Here is a 17,691-nt window from a genome sequence, read left to right as displayed (position 1 = left end):
CTGCGGGGGCGGGGCAGGCCATGGTCAGAGCATGAACAGCAGCGACCGCGGCGCCGAGCGCCCCCACTCCGAGCGTCCTCTCTCCGAGTCCGAGCGCCTCCGCTCCGAGCGTCCCCTCTCCGAGTCCGAGCGCCCCCACTCCGAGCCCGACCGCCTCCGCTCCGAGAATGACGAGCCCATGCGCGCGACCGAAGCCGCCCGTGCGACGACGCACCACGACGACAACCGCAGCCTGCGCGACGACGTCCACGCACGCGAGAAGGCCGAGTTCGGCGGATTCAAGTTCGGCTCCGCCTTCTTCGGCTGGCTCACCGCCATGGGCACCACCGTGCTGCTGACCGCCCTCGCCACGGCGATCGGCGCCGGGATCGGCATGAACAACGGCGTGTCAGCCGAGGAGTCCGCGGAATCCGTCATGGGTCCGGCCGGCATCATCGCGGCGATCGTGCTGACTCTCGTGCTGTTGATCTCCTACTTCGCCGGCGGCTACGTCGCCGGCCGCATGGCCCGGTTCAGCGGGGTCAAGCAGGGCCTCGCGGTCTGGATCTGGGCCGTGGTCATCGCTGTCATCCTGGCTGTCGTCACCGCGATCGCCGGTGCGCAGTGGGACATCCTGTCGAACCTGCAGGGCTTCCCCCGCATCCCCGTGACCCCCGAGACGGCCACCACGACCGGCGTCCTCACCGCGGTCGGAGCCGCCGTGGTCACGCTGATCGGCGCCATCCTGGGCGGCATCGCCGGCATGCGCTACCACCGCAAGGTCGACCGGGTGGGTCTCGGGCGCTGATCGGGCGCCTCGGCTGCGATCGCCCGGAGCCACGAGCTGCGTCTGCTCGAGTCCGCCGAGACGCCCGAGCCGGGCGTGTACGGCTAGCGGATCCCCGCGCGACGCAGAAGTCGTGTCGTCGCGCTGACCAGCACGACGACCACGCCTTCGCCCAGCAGTCGGCCGAGCAGTGTCGCCGCCAGCATCCACGGAGCCAGGTGCTCCGGCGAGAACACCGCGAGCGAGATGAGGAACAGGGCCACCGCGACCGCGGCCCCGCCGACGATGAGGCGTCGGGTCGACACCGCCGAGCGGCCGCACACCAGATCGAACAGCACCCCCGCCGTGAGGAGCGGGACTGCCGAGAGCAGGCCGAGGGGTGACAGCGCCACCACGAGGATCGCCGTCACGCCCGCAGTGATCGTCGCCGTCCCGGGTGCCCGGGTGATCACCCGCGCGAGGAACGGCAGCGCGGTGTTGACGCCGGCCAGGACCGCGTAGACCGGCGGCATCGACGGAGCGGTCAGCGACAGCACCGGCAGCATGGCGAGGAAGATCGCCGCCTGCACCGCCGCGAACGCGGCTGCGATGAGGAGAGCCCGGGTGGGGGTCGATCGCTTCGCGATGAGTCGGTCATGCACCCGTCGAGCATAGGACGGCGCGAGCGGGGTGAGATGCCGGGGTGAAGGAACGGAGGCCCGCGGGAGACGTGGGAATCTCAGCGTCGGAACACCCGGCGGACGACCGAGACCCCGAGCCATACTGCCGCGATCCACGGGCCCGCGACGATGATCGGGTCCATCCAGGTGTGCTTCGTGTCGACGCGGCCCCGGCCGAAGCGCGACCGCACCGGGTGATGCTTCGGCTCGGCGAGGATCCCGGTCTGCGTGATCGGGTTGTCGGGCTGAGCGGTGAGGAACGACCGCAGGTGCGCGCCGACGGAATCGACGCGGTCCCCGAGCACCAGCAGCAGCCACCGGGTGTTCTTGGTCTCGCTGAGGTTGTCGTAGGCGAATCGCCGGATCGCTCCCGACACCCCGTGCAGGGGCTGCGCCGTGCCGAACACCGGCGGCAGCATCCCGTGCTCGATCGAGCGTTCGCGGTTTTCTCCTCCGGCCTGGCGGTCGGGGAAGGTCCACGTCGCTCCGGTGTCGCCGTAGTCCTCGAGCTGCTGCCAGGTGCGGCGGTGCTCGGGAGCGGAGTCGGCGCCCCATCCGGGCACGCGCGCGCGGAGCTCGTCGGCGGTCGGTGCCAGCAACGGCTTGGCGCTCTCGTACGGCATGGTCAGTCCTCTCCGATCGTGATCAGCGGTTTGATGCAGTCGTCGAGCTTCGACGAGAACACGTGGTACGCCTCGCCGATGTGCTCGAGCGGGAAGCGGTGCGTGAGCAGCTCGCTCGGGCGCACGTGACCCGCCTGGATGTGCTCGAGCAGGCGCGGCCACTGCCGTTTCACCGGCGCCTGATTCGCGCGGATCGTGAGTCCCTTGTTGACCGCGTCGCCGAAGCGCACCGATGACCCCAGCGGTCCGTACGCGCCGATGACCGAGACCGTGCCGCCCTTGCGCACCGAGTCGATGGCCCAGTTCAGCGCCACGGGCGACCCGCCCTGCAGCTTGAGCTTCGCGCCGGTGACGTGCTGCAGCACACTCCCGTCCGCCTCTGCTCCCGCCGCATCGATCGCCACGTCGGCGCCGAGGTGACCGGTCGCGCGCTTCATCGAGAGCACGATGTCGTTCTCCTCGGCGATGTGCATGGTCTCGGCGTGCGCGAACTGCCGGGCCTTCTCGAGGCGATAGTCCACATGGTCGACGACGATCACCCGACCGGCGCCGAAGAACCACGCCGAGCGGGCGGCGGCGAGACCGACGGGGCCGGCGCCGAACACCGCGACCGTGTCGCCCTCGCTGATCTCGCCCAGCTGCGCCCCGAAGTACCCGGTCGAGAAGGCGTCGGTGAGCATCAGCGCGTCTTCGGCCGACAGCCACTCGGGCAGGACTTCGGGGCCCACATCGGCGAACGGGACGCGCACGAACTCCGCCTGTCCGCCGTCGTATCCGCCGGCCGTGTGCGAGTAGCCGTAGATGCCGCCGACCGCGGTCGCGTTCGGGTTCACGTTGTGACAGTTCGACAGCAGCCCGCGGGTGCAGAAGTAGCACGAGCCGCACGAGATGTTGAAAGGCACCATCACCCGATCGCCGACCGACAGGCTGCTCACCGACGATCCGACCTCGTGCACCACCCCCACGATCTCGTGCCCGAAGGTGTGCCCGACGCGGGTGTCGGGCAGGAGCCCGTGGAACAGGTGCAGGTCCGACCCGCACACGGCGGCGTGCGTGACGCGCACGATCGCGTCGTTCGGATGCTCGATCTTCGGCATCGGTTTCTCGGTCACCTGGATCTTGTACGGTCCGCGGTAGGTCATGGCGCGCATGGGGTGTCCTCTCCGGCCGTGGCGGCGTGGATATCTGGGATGCAGGCGAAGCTATCGGGGCGCGGACGAGGGTGGAGAGGGTGTTGACGGGGCGGCGAGGAGCGCGTATTTTCGCGAGACGAGCCGTGTGCGCGAGGACAGGGGATTCGACGCGACTGTGTGTCGACGGCACACCCCCGGCCCGCGACGCTGTGCCCGGGCGACGCTGACCTGTCCGCAACGCTGGGATACCGTCGAAGAATGGACATCTCCGCGTTCCCGGCTGTCGACATGGCCTATCTCCGGTCGGTCCTCGGGGAGCCGGACCCGCCCACGACGCAGAAGATCACCGATCATCTCGACGACAACTGCCTCGCCTTCCTCGCGCATTCGCCGTTCTGCTGTCTGTCGACGTCGGATGCCGCGGGCAACTGCGACTGCTCACCCCGCGGTGACTACCCGGGGTTCGTGCGGGCACTCGATGCGCAGACCCTCGTGATCCCGGACCGGCTCGGCAACAAGATCGCCGACTCGATGAGCAACATCATCGACAACGGCCACGTCGGACTGCTGTGCTTCGTGCCTGGCATGAGCGAGACGCTGCGCGTCAACGGAACCGCGACGGTGACCAACGACCCGGCGCTGCTGCGGATGCTGGAGCAGGATCACGCGGTGCCCGATCTCGCCATCGTGATCCGCACCGAGCAGGTCTACCTGCACTGCGGGCGCGCTCTGCTGCGCGCCGGGCTCTGGGACGCCGAGATGCAGGATCTGGCCGCCGAGGTGCCGAGCTCAGGACAGATCTGGGCGAGCATGTCGGGCTGGGACCCCACCGTCGGCGACGTGATCGACGACGCGATGACCGGCGCGTACCGGGCGCTGTACTGAATGCGCTCCCGCACAGGGATGATGACGCTCGTGGTGCGCGAGATCGTCACCGAGACCCCCTCGATCGTCAGCATCCGCCTCGAAGCACCCGACGGATCGCCACTGCCGCCCTGGCAGCCCGGCGCGCACATCGACGTGCAGCTGGTCACCCGGCACGAACGTCAGTACTCGCTCTGCGGCGACCCCGCGGACGTCGGTGCGTACCGGATCGCCGTGCGCCGGGAGCCGTTCTCACGCGGGGGCTCGCACTACATCCACAGCTTCCTGCGCGTGGGCAGTCGCGTGTGGGTGCGTCCGCCGCGCAACCTGTTCTCGCTCGCCGATGCCCCGTCATACCTGCTGCTCGCGGCGGGGATCGGTCTCACGCCGATCCTGTCGATGGCGCGCCACCTCGCCGCCGAAGGCGCGGACTGGCGGATGACGTATCTGGCCCGGGCCCGTGATGACGTCGCCTTCGCGGACGACCTCGCCGCCCTCGGGGAGCGCGCCACGACGCACGTGAGCGGCGAGTCCGGTCGGCTCGACCTCGCGGCACTGCTCGCAGGGGCGGCACCGGGGACCGCGGTCTACGCCTGTGGTCCGCAGGGATTCATCGACGCGCTGACCGCTCTCGACGGCGTGCTGCCCGGGGGTGGCAGCATCCACGTCGAGCGCTTCGAGCCCCGACAGCGCGAGCATCGGCCGAACGAGGTGTTCACGGTCGTGTGCACCCGGTCGGATGTGACGGTGGAGGTGCCTGCACAGCGGTCGATGCTCGAGGCGCTGCAGGGTGCCGGGGTGCCGGTCGAGGGTTCGTGCCTGCGCGGCATCTGCGGCTCGTGCGCGCTGAACGTGCTCGACGGAACGCCCGAGCATCGCGATTCACTGACCGGCGACGACGAGTCGCTCACGATCTACCCGTGCGTGTCGCGATCGGTCACGCCGACCCTGGTCGTCGACGCCTGAGCCCGGGCGTTCATAATTCAGCAAGAATCTCGGCGTCGAGTGCCGGAACGCCTCGATCCGGGCGTTCAGCGCACGTTTCTGCTGAGTTATGAACGGGGCGGACCGGAGCCGGCACGGGGGTGGCCCGCGGTGAGGGCGTCGGGCAGGATCGAAGGGTGACGACCTCTCTGCTGCTGCTCGCCGACACTCACGTTCCGGCGCGCGCGAAACATCTGCCCGATGCCGTGCTGCGCGCCGTCGACGCTGCCGACATCGTCGTGCACGCGGGGGACTGGATCGACGTCGCCACCCTCGACCTGCTCGAATCCCGCGCCCGCACGCTGGTCGGCGTCGCGGGAAACAACGACGGCCCCGAGCTGCACGCGCGGCTTCCCGAGATCGCACGACTGACGATCGAAGGCCTCGGGGTCGCGGTCATCCACGAGACGGGTCCGGCGACGCGGCGCGAGCAGCGGATGGATGCGGCGTTCCCCGACACCGACCTGCTCATCTTCGGACACTCGCACATCCCCTGGGACACGGTGTCGCCCGCCGGCATGCGCCTGCTCAACCCCGGGTCGCCGACCGACCGCCGCCGTCAGCCGGTCTGCACCATGATGACGGTCGAGATCGACGAGCGACGCATCGACGCGACGCTCGTGCCCCTGTCATGACGGGGCCGATGCGGTGAGTGAGCCGGGGACCTACCGCGCACCGATGCGGTCGTGCGACGATGCGGTCGCCGACGACGCGGCGGCGGTGGAGCGGGCGCTGGCGCTCGGAGTCTGCGGTATCGGCGGACGGCTGGACTCGCCGCCGCACTCGTGGGCCGACGCGCTCGCCGCGGTTGACGAACGCCACGGCGAGCGGATGGCGCGTCGACTCGAACGGTTCGCGGCCGTGCCCGACGGAGCGTCCGTTTGGACGCGTGATGTCGACGGGATGCTGCGGCTCGGAAGGCTTCGGGGGCCCTGGCGGTACGACGCGGATCCGGAGGCCGCCCGCGTCGACCTTGTGCACGTGCGGGAGTGCCAATGGATGCCGCAGCCGGTCGATCCGCTCGATGTTCCCGCTGCGGTGGCACAGACCTTCGCCCGCGGTGGGCGCAACTGGCAGCGCATCACTCATCCGCACACGACACGGCTCTCCGCCGCGTTGTGGGAACGCGACGGAGAGCCGTGAGGGTGGTCAGGCGCGCGCGGCGCCCGGGCCGTTGTTCGGAACCCGCGCGTCACGGCTGACGAAGATGCCGAGCAGCACCATGCCGATCGCGAGCACGAGGTGCAGCCAGTTGTCGGCGTCGTTCACGGGCAGGAAGTTGATCTGGTCGTTGTTGACCGCGATCAGACCGTACAGCCAGACCACCAGGTAGCCGAGGCCACCGATGATCAGGTAGAAGCGCGATGCGCGCGCCTTGGCGGCCAGCGCGATACCGGCGACCGCGTACAGCAGGTGCACGAAGTTGTGCAGGACGGACACCTGGAAGACCCCCATCAGCAGGGCCTCGGAATCGGGGCCTGCGCCTTGCAGGTTCTCGTGCGAGTGCGTGACTCCGGGGATGAACCCGGCCACGCCGACGAGCAGGAAGACGATGCCGACGATCAGCGCCGTCTTCTGGATGGGGGTCGCCGCGTAGCCGCCGCGGTTTCGTACATCACTCATGGTGCCTCCTTGTCGATGGATGCTGGTGAAGTTAGCGGTCTCCGCAGAAGCGAGCGCAGGGTGTTGACACGGCCGTTCGTGGTTCGGTATTTTCTGTGCCGGTACGCGCGGAACGCTCGCCTGTCCCCTCCACACGGGATCTGTCAAGACCCTGCAGACAGTGATGAGCCACTTCCTAACCTCGCCGCATGTCCGATCTGATGAATGCGCGGGGGTCCACGGACGCCCGCGCTCAGCCTCTCCGCCGTGTTCCGCATCTCGCCCAGCTCGCCGCCGTGGTGCGCGCGTGCCCCGGCCTGCATGTGCGCTACTCGGCGGGACCGGACGACGACATGAGCCGGCACAGCATCGACACCGAGAGCGGTCTCGAGCTTCCGGGGCTGTCGGTCAACCCCTTGGATCCCGAGGCGTGGTGGACGCGTCCGCTCGAGGACTGGCTCGCAAGACAGCTGTCGCAGTACCGGCATCTCGCCGAGAAGGAGCCGGAGCGCATCGCCTGGATTCTGCGGGGCGAGGAGTGCGGGCGGGGTCCGGACTGCGAGCCGCTGCTGCGTGATGTCGAGCCGGTCGCGGTGCTCGACGAGGAGCTGCTGGAAGAGGCGCGGGAGCGCTATGAGAGGCAGTTCGATGCCGGACGCGGGCCGGCCGACGACGACGGGAGCGACGGATGAGCGAGCATCGTTCGTGGTCGGAGGTCTCGCCGGGAATCTTCCGGCTCTGCGTCGCCGACGTCAACTGCTACCTCGTGCGGCGACCCGAGGGGCTGACCCTCGTCGATGCCGGCCTGCCGGGCACGCGGAAGGTGCTGCGCGGGCTCCTCGCTCATCTGGGCGCGCAGGAGTCCGACATCGACGCCGTGCTGCTCACGCACGGCCACTTCGACCACGTCGGTCTCGCGCGCGAGATCCGTGGAATGGGGGCACAGGTGCTGGTGCATCCGCGCGATGCGCGTCTCGCGCGGCATCCGTATCGCTACCGCCCGGCGACCCCGCGGGTGCCGTACCTGCTGTCGCACCCCCGCGGCATCCCCGTGATCACGCGCATGGCGCTCAACGGCGCGCTCGGCATCCGTGGAGTCGACGCGCTCGGACGCGTGCACCACCAGCATCCGGCCGATGCGCCGGGGTCGCCCATCACGCTGTGGACGCCGGGGCACACCGACGGACACTGCTCGTATCTCTTCGAGGACAGCGGGGTGTTGATCTCGGGAGACGCTCTCGTCACCCTCGACCCGTATACGGGCCGCACGGGTGCGCAGATCGTGGCGCGGGCGGCGACCGCCGACAGTGAGGAGGCCCTGCGCTCGCTCGACACCATCGAAGACACGGGAGCGCAGCTGATCCTGCCCGGTCATGGCGCTCCCCACACCGAGGGGGTGGCTGCCGCCACCGCAGAGGCCCGACGACGCGGACCGCACTAGCGCACGCGCATCTCCTCTGGCAAGGCCCTCTTTTCGATTCCGCTGACGGTTCTACCGTCAGCGGCATCCAGTGCTCCGCTCCTTCCGCCTCCTCGTCCCCGGAGTCCGCATGACCAGTACACAGCCGCCGCCCGCCGCCGCCGTGCCGTCGCCCTCGAACTCTGCTGCCCGTCAGGCCGCCCTCATGAGTCGCTCGCGCGTCGAGCAGAAGGGCAACATCGTCGTCAAGTGGATCACGTCCACTGACCACAAGACGATCGGGTACATGTACCTGATCGCGTCGGTGGTGTTCTTCCTGCTCGGGGGTGTGATGGCGCTGGTGATCCGCGCCGAGCTCTTCGCGCCCGGCATGCAGATCGTGCCGACGAAGGAGCAGTACAACCAGCTGTTCACGATGCACGGCACGATCATGCTGCTGATGTTCGCGACGCCGTTGTTCGCCGGATTCGCGAACGCGATCATGCCGCTGCAGATCGGTGCCCCCGACGTCGCCTTCCCGCGCCTGAACGCGTTCTCGTTCTGGCTGTTCCTGTTCGGATCCTGCATCGCGGTGTCGGGGTTCCTCACTCCGCAGGGCTCGGCGTCGTTCGGGTGGACGGCGTATCAGCCGCTCGCGAGTGCGACCTTCTCGCCGGGAATCGGCGGCAATCTGTGGATGCTGGGACTCGGCATCTCGGGCTTCGGAACCATCCTCGGCGCGGTGAACTTCATCACCACGATCACCACGATGCGCGCCCCCGGTATGACGATGTGGCGGATGCCGATCTTCACCTGGAACACGCTCATCACCAGCCTGCTCGTGCTGATGGCGTTTCCGGTGCTCGCGGCGGCCCTGTTCGCGGCATCCGCCGACCGCCTCCTCGGCGCACACATCTTCGACCCCCAGAACGGGGGAGTGCTGCTGTGGCAGCACCTGTTCTGGTTCTTCGGCCACCCCGAGGTCTACGTGATCGCGCTGCCGTTCTTCGGCATCGTCTCGGAGGTCTTCCCGGTCTTCAGCCGCAAGCCGCTGTTCGGCTACAAGACGATCGTCTACGCCACGATCGCCATCGCCGCGTATTCGGTCGCCGTCTGGGCACACCACATGTACGTGACGGGTGGCGTGCTGCTGCCGTTCTTCGCGCTGCTCACCATGTTCATCGCGGTGCCGACGGGCGTGAAGATCTTCAACTGGATCGGCACCATGTGGCGCGGGTCGGTGACCTTCGAGACACCGATGGTGTTCGCACTCGGGTTCCTGGTGACGTTCATCTTCGGCGGTCTCACCGGCGTCATCCTCGCCTCCCCGCCGCTGGACTTCCCGATCCACGACACCTACTTCGTCGTCGCGCACTTCCACTACGTCGTGTTCGGCACCGTCGTGTTCGCCATGTTCTCGGGCTTCTACTTCTGGTGGCCGAAGTGGACCGGCCGCATGCTCAACGAGCGCCTCGGCTACGTGCACTTCTGGATGCTGTTCATCGGCTTCCACATGACGTTCCTGATCCACCACTGGCTCGGTGTCGAGGGCATGCCGCGTCGGTACGCCGACTACGCCGATCAGGACCAGTTCACGTGGGAGAACCAGATCTCGACCGTCGGGGCGATGATTCTCGGCGCCTCGATGCTACCGTTCTTCCTGAATATCTGGATCACGGCCCGCAAGGCGCCGAAGGTGACCGTCGACGATCCCTGGGGCTACGGCGCCTCGCTCGAATGGGCGACCTCGTGTCCGCCCCCGCGGCACAACTTCACGTCGATGCCGCGGATCCGCAGCGAGCGCCCGGCGTTCGACATGAACCACCCCGAGCCGGTGCCCGAGCGCCCCAATGCTCCTTCGCCGGATGAGGGGGCAGCGTCCGGCGAAGGCACACCTCCCGACCGACGCTGACAGCGCTGGTGGGCCCGGCCGCGGGCGCCTACTAGTAGCGAACACGGCGGCGCGCAACCCTTTCGCCGCCGACGACGGACGCGGGTACGGTCGAGGCAACCGGTGCCGCGTACCGATCGCGGCGCCCGAGGAGAGTGACGCACCGTGAGTCGACCGCGCTTCACCGTCGATCCCTGGAGTGTGGGCATCGACGGGCTCGATGACGACCATCTCTCGCACGAGGAGTCGGTGTTCGGGCTGTCGAACGGTCACGTCGGCTGGCGAGGAAATCTCGACGAGGGGGATCCGCGCGGTGTCGCCGGGAGCTACCTCAACGGCGTCTTCGAGGAGCATCCGATGCCCTACGCCGAGGACGGGTATGGCTACCCCGCGCGCGGGCAGAGCGTGGTGAACGTGGCGAACGGGCAGATCCTGCGGCTGACGGTGGGTGACGAGCCGTTCGACCTCAGCACCGGCACGCTGCGCAGCCACACGCGCCGGCTCGATCTGCGCGAGGGCACCCTGCACCGCGAGGTCGACTGGGTGAGCCCGGCGGGACGACGGGTGACGGTGACCTCGACGCGGCTGGTGTCACTCGCGCACCGGTCGATCGCCGCGATCCGCTATGTCGTGCGGGCGACGGATGCCGCGACCGATGTCACCGTGGTGTCGGAACTGCAGGCCAACGAACCGCTCCCGATCGTGCACGACGATCCGCGGGTGCAGGAGCTCCTGTCCGAGCCGTTCGACGGCATTGCGGCCGACGTGCTCGACACCGCGGCCACGCTCAGTCATCGCACCAGTGAGAGCGGCATCACGGTCGCGGTCGCGATGGACCACGTCGCGACCTGCTCGGGCGACGCGGAACCCGAGGTCGAGAGCGACGCGGAGCAAGATCGCGCCAGGACGACGGTGCGTGCCTCGCTGCAGGCGGGGGAGACCCTCGAGATCGTGAAGGCGGTGGGCCATGAGTGGTCCACGCAACTCGCTGCGGCCACGCTGCGCGACCGGGCCGAGACCGCGGTCGCCGACGCGCTGCACGAGGGCTGGACGGCGATGGTCGACGCCCAGCGCGCGCACCTCGATGAGTACTGGGAATGCGCCGATGTGCAGGTCGACGGCGAGCCGCGCCTGCAGCAGGCCGTGCGCTTCGCGCTGTTCCAGGTCTTCCAGGCCGCTGCTCGCGCCGAACTGCGGTCGGTGCCGGGCAAGGGGCTGACGGGCTCGGGCTATGAGGGGCACACCTTCTGGGACTTCGAGGGGTTCGTGCTGCCGGTGTTGACCTCGACCGCACCGCACGCGGCCGAACAGGCTCTTCGGTGGCGGCACTCGACCCTCGACCATGCACGCGGGAGGGCCCGGCAGCTGCATCTCGACGGCGCCGCGTTCGCGTGGCGCACCATCGACGGGCGCGAGAGCTCCGGTTACTGGCCGGCCAGCACGGCGGCCGTCCACATCAACGCCGCCATCGCCGGCGCGGTGCTGCACCACGTGCGTGCGACCGGCGACGTGGACTTCGAGCGCGAGGTGGGCGTCGAGATGCTCGTCGAGACGGCACGGCTGTGGGTGTCGCTGGGGCGGTGGGATGCCCGGGGAGCGTTCCACATCGACGGGGTGACCGGACCCGACGAGTACTCGGCGATCGCGAACGACAACGTCTACACGAACCTGATGGCGCAGCTGAACCTGCGTGGTGCGGCCGCGGCGGCTCGGCGGCACCCCGACGTCGCCGATCGGCTCGGCCTGCGCGACGGCGAGATCGGCGGATGGGAGGCGGCGGCCGCAGCGATGACCGTGCCGTTCGACGACGAGCGCGGCGTGCACCCGCAGTCGGCGGGCTACACCGACCTCGAACGCTGGGACTTCGACGCGACCCGCGACGATCAGTACCTGCTGCAGGAGCACTTTCCGTACTTCGACCTGTACCGCAAGCAGGTCGCGAAGCAGGCTGATCTCGTGCTGGCGCTGTTCTTCGCGCACGAGGCGTTCACCGATGAGCAGAAGACGCGTGACTTCGCGTATTACGAGGGGCTGACCGTCCGGGACTCCTCGCTGTCTGCGGCGGTCCAGGCGGTGCTGGCCGCCGAGGTCGGTCATCTCGATCTCGCCTACGACTACCTGGCCGAGGTCGCCACGCTCGACCTCGACGATCTGCACGGGAACACCGAGCAGGGTCTTCACATCGCCGCGCTCGCCGGGGTGTGGACGGCGATCACTGCCGGCTTCGGGGGCATGCGCGACAGCGTCTCGGGCCTGATGTTCCGCCCGCGCTTGCCGTCGTCGTTGAGCCGCCTCGCGTTCGGAGTGCGCATCCACGGGTCCACGCTCCGCATCGAGGTCACGCCCTCGGCCGCCACGTATCGGCTGTCCTCCGGGGCTGCGGTGACGGTCCATCACTTCGACGAGGAGCTCGTGCTCGACGCGGGCGCTCCGATCACCGTCGACATCCCGCCGCTCGCACCACCGGGCCCACCGCCAGCGCAGCCGCGCGGCCGTGCACCTCGACCCGCGAAGGAGGCGTTCGCTCACCCCTGAGCCCCTGCGGCGGAGTCCGCGGCATCTGACACCGCCCCGAGAGAAGAGAGAAAATCATGTCCGATCACCCCACCGGCCGCGCGTCGATGCGCATGGCCTTCTGGTCATGGATGGTGATCATCGTGGTCGGCCTCGTCACGATGATCGCCCTGCCGCTGGCGGGGAGGTGAGAACATGCGTCGCTTCCTCCGTGACGGCGGCCTCAGTCTGGTCTTCCTCACGATCTTCATCCTGAGTCTGATCGGCCAGTCGCTCGCCGGGCACGCCTACAACAACGAGGAACTCGCCAACCACGGGCAGTCGCCGATGCCCTACCTGGAGTTCATCAGCTCGTCCGACTTCCTCGTCGACGTGGCCGAGAACTGGCAGTCGGAGTTCCTGCAGTTCTTCCTCTTCATCCTCGCCACGATCTGGTTCATCCAGCGCGGCTCGCCCGAGTCGAAGAAGCCGGGTGATGAGGGCGTGGGTACCGACGCCGATCAGCGGGTCGGACGCTACGCGCGCGCCGACTCGCCCCGCTGGGCGAAGGTCGACGGCATCCGGCGGTGGATCTTCTCGAACTCGCTTCTGGTGGTGATGGGAGCGATCTTCGCCCTGTCATGGTTCGCGCAGTCGCTGGCGGGCCATGTCGTCGCGAACGAGCAGAACGCGCAGCACGGGCTGCCGCCCGACTCCTGGCTCGACTACGTGGTCTCGGCCGAGTTCTGGAACCGCACCCTGCAGAACTGGCAGTCCGAATTCCTGGCGGTCGGTGCGATGGTGGCGTTCTCGATCTATCTGCGTCAGCGCGGCTCGAGCGAGTCGAAGCCGGTCGGCATCCCGCACCATGTCACCAGCGTCGAAGCCGAGTGACGGAGACGATGCCTGGGGCGGAACCGTCTAGAGAGCAACGATCTCGTCGACGAGGGTGATCCCGCCGCTGGAGTTGACGGAGTTCATCAACTGCTCGATCCACTCCGGATTCAACTCGGGGGCCACCGAGTCGTCGAAGGTGAATCGCAGCGGGATCGAGGGGTGCAGCCAGATCGTCGAGCGGCCCACCGGTGTGCCTTCCGGGTGCTTCCACGAGAGCGTAAAGCTCTCATTCCGTCGCAACTTGGTCGCGATGACGACCTTGAGATGCGCGAGCGCACGGTCCTCGATGTGGATGGGGCCGGCAGACGAGTCGTAGAACATGGTGCCCATCCCTGCACGCTAGCCCTCTCCCTAGCGATAGTCACGGGGGTGTCAAGGGGATGTCGGAGCGCGTACGATTCGGGCATCGTGGACCCTGACACAGACGGGAACATGATGGTTCAGGCTCCAGATTCGCGATACACGGCACGACGTGCGAGCCCGACCGAGTGGGTCATCCGCGATCTCTGCTACCCCGACGACGATTACCGTCAGATCGTCTGCGCCGCGCGCGAGGTCAGTGACTCGGTGATCGAGGTGCGGTGGATCCGCGACCTGCCGCTGCCGATCATCCACTCCTCGCTCGAGGACGTGCTCGAGCTGGTCCGAGGCCTTCCCGACGAATGCCGGGCGACACGACCGATCCCGATCCCGCATCACCCGCCGCCCGCGTGAGTTTCTGCGAGCGCACCGCTCCGCGCGACTAAGTAGACCTGCGGACTAGTCCGTGTCATGATCTAGTCATGGAAGACAACGACTGGCCGAGCGAATGGACCCGGGCCGCACTTCCCGGCGCGGTGCTCGCAATCGTGGACCGGGAGGCGGCATACGGCTATCTGATCGCGCAACGGTTGGCGTCAGCGGGCCTCGGTGTGATCAAGGGCAGCACGTTGTATCCGCTTTTGGCGCGTCTCGAGCAGGACGGCGATCTCTCTTCGAGGTGGGAAGAGGGGGCAGGCGGGCCAGGGCGCAAGTACTACACGATCACGGCAGCCGGGGCGCGAAGGCGCGAGGAGCTTCGCGACGCATGGGCGAACTTCGCCGCGATGACCACTCTGCTTCTCAGCGAGAAGGAGACGACAGCATGAGCAGTGAACGCGACGACTACGGTACGAATCTCGCGGAGGAACTCGGGTTGCGCGATGTGCCGGAAGACGTGGCTGATCGAATCGTCCGTGAGGTGAACAGCCACGTGATCGAGTCCGGCGAAGATCCGTTCGAGACGTTCGGCACTCCGGAGCGCTATGCCGACGAGTTCGCGCCACGCTCGTGGAGCCGCAGGATGCTGTGGGCTTGCGTGGCCGTCGCTGCAGGGCTGGGTTTCGGAGGCGGACTGATGCTGCTGAGTGGTATTTTCGGGCTCATAGACCCCAGCGTCCAGTTCGCCGGAATGGCTCCTGAAGGCCGTCTGGCGGCCGGATGCATCTTGCTTGTCAGTCTCGTTGGGCTGCTGATCTGCATGGCTGTGCGATCGCGCCGACGTGTTGCCGGGTGGCGGATGCCGGAGGCGAGCTCCGCGTGAAAGAGGCCGTCGACGGGACGTTCGACGGCCTCTCTCCGGGCGTACCCGTGCGTCAGCACGTCACACGGACCGCCAGTCATGCGACTCGATGCTCGCGCCCGCCTGCGGACCCATCTGCAGCATCCCGCCGTCGATGACGACCGAGGTGCCGGAGATGTAGGCGGCCTCGGGCGAGGCGAGGAATGCGATCAGGGCGGCGACTTCTCTGGCGTCTCCGGGGCGTCCGAGGGGGATGCCGGGGCGATCCTCGCTGTGCGGATCGGTGTCGGTCTGGCCAGTCATGGGTGTCGCGATCTCGCCCGGTGCGACGCTCACGGCGCTGATGCCCGCCGCCCCCAGCTCGAGTGCGAGGTTCTTCATCAGGCCGCTGAGTCCGTGCTTCGCCGCGTCGTAAACGCTCGAACCCATCATCGGCTGATGCGCGTGCACGCTCGTCACAGCGATCAGTCGGCCGCCGCGGCCGGCAGCGACCATCGCGCGGGCGGCGCGCTGCAGGCACACGAACGCGCCGGTGAGGTCGGTGTCGATCACGCGGTTCCACTCCTCGAGCGAGAGGTCGAGGAACGGCGTGCTGGCACCGGTGCCTGCGTTGTTGACGAACACGTCGATGCCGCCGAGCTCCGTGATCAGTCCGTCGATCACGTCGCCGCATGCGGGGATGTCGGCGACGTCCAGCTGCGCGACGACCGCGCGGGCCCCGTGCTGACGTACTTCGTCTGCGGTGAGCTGCGCGCCGGCCTCGTCGCTGCGCCAGGTGATGCCGACGTCGATCCCGGCGGTGGCCAATGCCACGGCGGTCGCACGGCCGATTCCCGAATCGGCCGCCGTCACGATCGCGTGGCGGGGTGCCTTCTGTGTGTCCATGTGTCGTCTCCTTCTCGTTCGTCAGCGATGCCGTCGTCGCAGGGCGAGCAGGACCGTGCCCGCTGCGGCGACCGCCGCCGTTCTGCGGATTCCCGGGTGCACCGCAAGCCACGTGTGCGCGCTCCAGCGGCGACCCCGGCGCGGCAGCTCGCCGCCCCGGGTGTCGCCGGGCAACGCCTCGCGGAAGTTGCCCGGCTGCAGGGGAGCGCGCTCCTCGGTACGGGTGAGTCGATCGCCGAGTCGGCCGAGCATCGCGTCCACGACGCCCGGCGCCATCGTCTGAGCGGCGACGAGGAAGCGCCCGCCGCCGCCGGCGTGGATCGTGCGGACGGGATGCGTCGCGGCGAACACGATCGCCTGAGCGACGACCGCAGGGTCGTAGTAGGGCGGGGGAGCCGTGGGCTTCCAAGGCATCTGCGTGCGGGCGTGGCCGAAGATCGGGGTGTCGATGACCGACGGGCGAACGACCGTGAGCGACACCGGCGCTCCCTGCGCCTTCAGTTCGCGTCGCAGACCGTCGAGCGCCCCCTCGACCGCGCGCTTCGACGCCCCGTACGCGGTGTGCAGCGGCAGCGTGATCACGGCCTCGACCGAGGTCACGCAGATCAGCGCTCCGCCACCGGCGCGGTGCAGAGCGGGCAGTGCGGCGTGGATGCCGTTGATCGTGCCGATCAGGTTCACCTCGAGCACCGCGCGGAACTCCTCGGCACTGGTGTCCTCGAACGACCCGTACTGCAGCGTTCCGGCGTTCGAGACCCAGGTGTCGACGCGCCCGAAGAGGCTCTCCACCAACGACACGGCATCGCGCACCGCCTCGGGGTCGGTCATGTCGCAGACGATCGCCTGCGCGGTGCCGCCGTCGCGGGTGATCGCCTCGACCGTGGTGGCGAGTCCGTCCTCGCCGCGGGCCAGGACGACCACCGTCGCCCCCGCTCGACCGAATCGCAGTGCGGTCTCGCGGCCGATGCCACTGGATCCGCCGGTGATCACGACGACCTGGTCGGCGAGCGGCCGGAGCCCGCGCTTCGTGCGCGGACCCCGGCCGGTGTGCGTCTCGGTGCTCATTCCTTGTTCAACACGTCCTGGACCGTGCCCGCCATCTTCTCCACCATGTTCGGCAGCTCGGTGGTGCCGTAGAACCGGGAGTCGGGGTGGGTGGGCGGCGGCATCGGAGCCGTCGTCGTGGGTCCGTCGTGGTAGCTGAACTCGCCGTGGCCGTCGGGCGTCGGTCCGCTCGCCCACGATCCCTCCGCGGCCGTCGCGCCGTCGCTGAAGTTGAGGTACTGGTACGAGACCTCGGTGTGCTCCTTCGATTGCGGGAAGTTGCTCGGCACGGGCAGGGTCTCGGCGCCTTCGGCCTTGAGCTCCTCGACCGCCGCGAGCCACTGGTTCTGGTGCATCGTGTCGCGAGCCAGCAGGAAGCTCAGCATGTCTCGGATGCCGTGGTCATCGGTCATGTGGTACAGCCGGGCGACCTGCACGCGGCCCTGCATCTCGGCGTTCGCGTTGGCCATGAAGTCGGCCAAGAGGTTGCCGCTCGCCGTGATGTACGAGCCCTGCCAGGGGTTGCCCATGCTGTCGACCGGGCGAGCGCCGGCACCGGCCACGATGCCGTGCTGAATATCGGTGCCTCCGATGACGGCGGCGACGGTCGGATCGCTCTGCACGGCGTCGTCCGTGATGCCCAGCGGCGACTTCTCGAGCAGCTGCGCGATCATGACCGCGAGCATCTCGACGTGGCCCATCTCCTCCGCGCCGATGCCGAACACCAGGTCCCGATACTTGCCGGGGATGTGCATGTTCCACGCCTGGAACTGGTACTGCATGGCCACGGTGATCTCGCCGTACTGGCCGCCGAGCACCTCCTGCAGTTTGCGTGCGTAGACGGCATCCGGAGCTTCGGGTGTCGCGGAGAACTGGAGCTCTTGACGATGGAAGAACATGCCTTCACCTCT

The 17,691-nt window shown here is 68.6% G+C and carries 21 protein-coding genes; 13 read left to right on the top strand and 8 right to left on the bottom strand.

The annotated features are described in order from the left end of the window. Nucleotides 1-178 precede the first annotated feature (178 nt). Nucleotides 179-787 (top strand): hypothetical protein, encoded by a 609-nt coding sequence (locus AC2D10_RS07165; protein WP_484711828.1) that lies wholly within the window; start codon nucleotides 179-181, stop codon nucleotides 785-787. An 83-nt stretch (nucleotides 788-870) separates the two neighbouring features. On the opposite strand, the gene AC2D10_RS07160 is transcribed toward AC2D10_RS07165, so the two are convergent. The 3 genes from AC2D10_RS07160 to AC2D10_RS07150 form a co-directional block, all read right to left on the bottom strand. Continuing rightward, the gene (locus AC2D10_RS07160; protein WP_484711385.1) at nucleotides 871-1,407 is read right to left on the bottom strand and encodes a hypothetical protein; all 537 of its coding nucleotides are present in this window, start codon (nucleotides 1,405-1,407) and stop codon (nucleotides 871-873) included. A gap of 77 nt (nucleotides 1,408-1,484) precedes the next feature. Next, nucleotides 1,485-2,048 (bottom strand): hypothetical protein, encoded by a 564-nt coding sequence (locus AC2D10_RS07155; RefSeq protein ID WP_484711384.1) that lies wholly within the window; start codon nucleotides 2,046-2,048, stop codon nucleotides 1,485-1,487. Between the two features lie 2 nt (nucleotides 2,049-2,050). Further along, nucleotides 2,051-3,199: a zinc-dependent alcohol dehydrogenase gene (locus AC2D10_RS07150; RefSeq protein ID WP_484711382.1), complete on the bottom strand. Its 1,149-nt coding sequence runs from the start codon at nucleotides 3,197-3,199 to the stop codon at nucleotides 2,051-2,053. A gap of 240 nt (nucleotides 3,200-3,439) precedes the next feature. On the opposite strand from AC2D10_RS07150, the gene AC2D10_RS07145 reads away from it, so the two are divergent. From AC2D10_RS07145 to AC2D10_RS07130, 4 genes are all read left to right on the top strand, one after another. Beyond that, complete coding sequence (locus tag AC2D10_RS07145; RefSeq protein WP_484711381.1) at nucleotides 3,440-4,066, top strand: MSMEG_1061 family FMN-dependent PPOX-type flavoprotein; 627 nt, start codon at nucleotides 3,440-3,442, stop codon at nucleotides 4,064-4,066. Further along, nucleotides 4,067-5,011 carry a PDR/VanB family oxidoreductase gene (locus AC2D10_RS07140; protein WP_484711379.1) on the top strand — a complete coding sequence of 315 codons (945 nt, stop codon included), beginning with the start codon at nucleotides 4,067-4,069 and terminating at the stop codon, nucleotides 5,009-5,011. 155 nt (nucleotides 5,012-5,166) lie between these two features. Continuing rightward, nucleotides 5,167-5,664, top strand: coding sequence for a metallophosphoesterase family protein (locus tag AC2D10_RS07135; protein ID WP_484711377.1), 498 nt, complete (start codon nucleotides 5,167-5,169; stop codon nucleotides 5,662-5,664). A gap of 13 nt (nucleotides 5,665-5,677) precedes the next feature. Then, complete coding sequence (locus AC2D10_RS07130; RefSeq protein ID WP_484711375.1) at nucleotides 5,678-6,172, top strand: GAF domain-containing protein; 495 nt, start codon at nucleotides 5,678-5,680, stop codon at nucleotides 6,170-6,172. A 6-nt stretch (nucleotides 6,173-6,178) separates the two neighbouring features. Here the strand turns inward: AC2D10_RS07130 and AC2D10_RS07125 are convergent, their stop codons facing one another. Further along, nucleotides 6,179-6,652 carry a DUF4383 domain-containing protein gene (locus tag AC2D10_RS07125; protein ID WP_484711373.1) on the bottom strand — a complete coding sequence of 158 codons (474 nt, stop codon included), beginning with the start codon at nucleotides 6,650-6,652 and terminating at the stop codon, nucleotides 6,179-6,181. A gap of 188 nt (nucleotides 6,653-6,840) precedes the next feature. On the opposite strand from AC2D10_RS07125, the gene AC2D10_RS07120 reads away from it, so the two are divergent. The 5 genes from AC2D10_RS07120 to AC2D10_RS07100 all read left to right on the top strand — a co-directional run bounded on the left by AC2D10_RS07120 (nucleotide 6,841) and on the right by AC2D10_RS07100 (nucleotide 13,308). Further along, on the top strand, nucleotides 6,841-7,323 hold the full coding sequence (locus tag AC2D10_RS07120; RefSeq protein ID WP_484711370.1) for a DUF6098 family protein: 483 nt from the start codon (nucleotides 6,841-6,843) through the stop codon (nucleotides 7,321-7,323). Further along, nucleotides 7,320-8,072 carry an MBL fold metallo-hydrolase gene (locus AC2D10_RS07115; protein WP_484711369.1) on the top strand — a complete coding sequence of 251 codons (753 nt, stop codon included), beginning with the start codon at nucleotides 7,320-7,322 and terminating at the stop codon, nucleotides 8,070-8,072. The genes AC2D10_RS07120 and AC2D10_RS07115 overlap by 4 nt, the downstream gene beginning before the upstream one ends. 109 nt (nucleotides 8,073-8,181) lie before the next feature. After that, entirely contained in the window at nucleotides 8,182-9,942 is a 1,761-nt protein-coding gene (ctaD, locus tag AC2D10_RS07110) for an aa3-type cytochrome oxidase subunit I (protein ID WP_484711366.1), read from the top strand. Nucleotides 9,943-10,086: 144 nt separating this feature from the next. Next, nucleotides 10,087-12,456, top strand: a complete 2,370-nt coding sequence (locus tag AC2D10_RS07105) for a glycoside hydrolase family 65 protein (RefSeq protein ID WP_484711364.1) — start codon at nucleotides 10,087-10,089, stop codon at nucleotides 12,454-12,456. Nucleotides 12,457-12,630: 174 nt separating this feature from the next. Further along, nucleotides 12,631-13,308 carry a DUF6766 family protein gene (locus AC2D10_RS07100; protein WP_484711362.1) on the top strand — a complete coding sequence of 226 codons (678 nt, stop codon included), beginning with the start codon at nucleotides 12,631-12,633 and terminating at the stop codon, nucleotides 13,306-13,308. 27 nt (nucleotides 13,309-13,335) lie between these two features. Here AC2D10_RS07100 and AC2D10_RS07095 read toward each other — a convergent pair whose 3' ends face one another. Next, entirely contained in the window at nucleotides 13,336-13,641 is a 306-nt protein-coding gene (locus tag AC2D10_RS07095; RefSeq protein ID WP_484711360.1) for a DUF7882 family protein, read from the bottom strand. A gap of 78 nt (nucleotides 13,642-13,719) precedes the next feature. Here AC2D10_RS07095 and AC2D10_RS07090 point away from each other — a divergent pair, with 78 nt between their 5' ends. The 3 genes from AC2D10_RS07090 to AC2D10_RS07080 all read left to right on the top strand — a co-directional run bounded on the left by AC2D10_RS07090 (nucleotide 13,720) and on the right by AC2D10_RS07080 (nucleotide 14,872). Then, nucleotides 13,720-14,025 (top strand): hypothetical protein, encoded by a 306-nt coding sequence (locus AC2D10_RS07090; protein WP_484711358.1) that lies wholly within the window; start codon nucleotides 13,720-13,722, stop codon nucleotides 14,023-14,025. A 68-nt stretch (nucleotides 14,026-14,093) separates the two neighbouring features. Next, nucleotides 14,094-14,438 (top strand): PadR family transcriptional regulator, encoded by a 345-nt coding sequence (locus AC2D10_RS07085; RefSeq protein WP_484711357.1) that lies wholly within the window; start codon nucleotides 14,094-14,096, stop codon nucleotides 14,436-14,438. Continuing rightward, nucleotides 14,435-14,872 (top strand): hypothetical protein, encoded by a 438-nt coding sequence (locus AC2D10_RS07080; protein ID WP_484711354.1) that lies wholly within the window; start codon nucleotides 14,435-14,437, stop codon nucleotides 14,870-14,872. Before AC2D10_RS07085 ends, AC2D10_RS07080 begins: the two co-directional genes overlap by 4 nt. Nucleotides 14,873-14,932: 60 nt before the next feature. Here AC2D10_RS07080 and AC2D10_RS07075 read toward each other — a convergent pair whose 3' ends face one another. The 3 genes from AC2D10_RS07075 to AC2D10_RS07065 are packed head-to-tail and all read right to left on the bottom strand — an operon-like array spanning nucleotide 14,933 to nucleotide 17,679. Beyond that, nucleotides 14,933-15,736 (bottom strand): SDR family oxidoreductase, encoded by an 804-nt coding sequence (locus AC2D10_RS07075; RefSeq protein ID WP_484711353.1) that lies wholly within the window; start codon nucleotides 15,734-15,736, stop codon nucleotides 14,933-14,935. Between the two features lie 21 nt (nucleotides 15,737-15,757). Beyond that, on the bottom strand, nucleotides 15,758-16,801 hold the full coding sequence (locus tag AC2D10_RS07070) for an SDR family oxidoreductase (protein WP_484711351.1): 1,044 nt from the start codon (nucleotides 16,799-16,801) through the stop codon (nucleotides 15,758-15,760). Beyond that, complete coding sequence (locus tag AC2D10_RS07065; RefSeq protein ID WP_484711349.1) at nucleotides 16,798-17,679, bottom strand: manganese catalase; 882 nt, start codon at nucleotides 17,677-17,679, stop codon at nucleotides 16,798-16,800. The genes AC2D10_RS07070 and AC2D10_RS07065 overlap by 4 nt, the downstream gene beginning before the upstream one ends. Nucleotides 17,680-17,691 lie beyond the last annotated feature (12 nt).

The sequence above is a fragment of the Microbacterium sp. PI-SA-G genome (assembly GCF_057215335.1).
This window is presented reverse-complemented; position numbering and strand designations above follow the sequence as displayed.

Bases quoted from the DNA above. Each gene is read 5' to 3' on its own strand.
- AC2D10_RS07095 (WP_484711360.1), bottom strand. From the start codon at position 13,641: ATGGGCACCATGTTCTACGACTCGTCTGCCGGCCCCATCCACATCGAG.
- AC2D10_RS07065 (WP_484711349.1), bottom strand. From the start codon at position 17,679: ATGTTCTTCCATCGTCAAGAGCTCCAGTTCTCCGCGACACCCGAAGCT.
- AC2D10_RS07115 (WP_484711369.1), top strand. From the start codon at position 7,320: ATGAGCGAGCATCGTTCGTGGTCGGAGGTCTCGCCGGGAATCTTCCGG.
- AC2D10_RS07125 (WP_484711373.1), bottom strand. From the start codon at position 6,652: ATGAGTGATGTACGAAACCGCGGCGGCTACGCGGCGACCCCCATCCAG.
- AC2D10_RS07145 (WP_484711381.1), top strand. From the start codon at position 3,440: ATGGACATCTCCGCGTTCCCGGCTGTCGACATGGCCTATCTCCGGTCG.
- AC2D10_RS07075 (WP_484711353.1), bottom strand. From the start codon at position 15,736: ATGGACACACAGAAGGCACCCCGCCACGCGATCGTGACGGCGGCCGAT.
- AC2D10_RS07120 (WP_484711370.1), top strand. From the start codon at position 6,841: ATGTCCGATCTGATGAATGCGCGGGGGTCCACGGACGCCCGCGCTCAG.
- AC2D10_RS07070 (WP_484711351.1), bottom strand. From the start codon at position 16,801: ATGAGCACCGAGACGCACACCGGCCGGGGTCCGCGCACGAAGCGCGGG.
- ctaD (WP_484711366.1), top strand. From the start codon at position 8,182: ATGACCAGTACACAGCCGCCGCCCGCCGCCGCCGTGCCGTCGCCCTCG.
- AC2D10_RS07165 (WP_484711828.1), top strand. From the start codon at position 179: ATGCGCGCGACCGAAGCCGCCCGTGCGACGACGCACCACGACGACAAC.
- AC2D10_RS07100 (WP_484711362.1), top strand. From the start codon at position 12,631: ATGCGTCGCTTCCTCCGTGACGGCGGCCTCAGTCTGGTCTTCCTCACG.
- AC2D10_RS07085 (WP_484711357.1), top strand. From the start codon at position 14,094: ATGGAAGACAACGACTGGCCGAGCGAATGGACCCGGGCCGCACTTCCC.
- AC2D10_RS07155 (WP_484711384.1), bottom strand. From the start codon at position 2,048: ATGCCGTACGAGAGCGCCAAGCCGTTGCTGGCACCGACCGCCGACGAG.
- AC2D10_RS07080 (WP_484711354.1), top strand. From the start codon at position 14,435: ATGAGCAGTGAACGCGACGACTACGGTACGAATCTCGCGGAGGAACTC.
- AC2D10_RS07140 (WP_484711379.1), top strand. From the start codon at position 4,067: ATGCGCTCCCGCACAGGGATGATGACGCTCGTGGTGCGCGAGATCGTC.
- AC2D10_RS07150 (WP_484711382.1), bottom strand. From the start codon at position 3,199: ATGCGCGCCATGACCTACCGCGGACCGTACAAGATCCAGGTGACCGAG.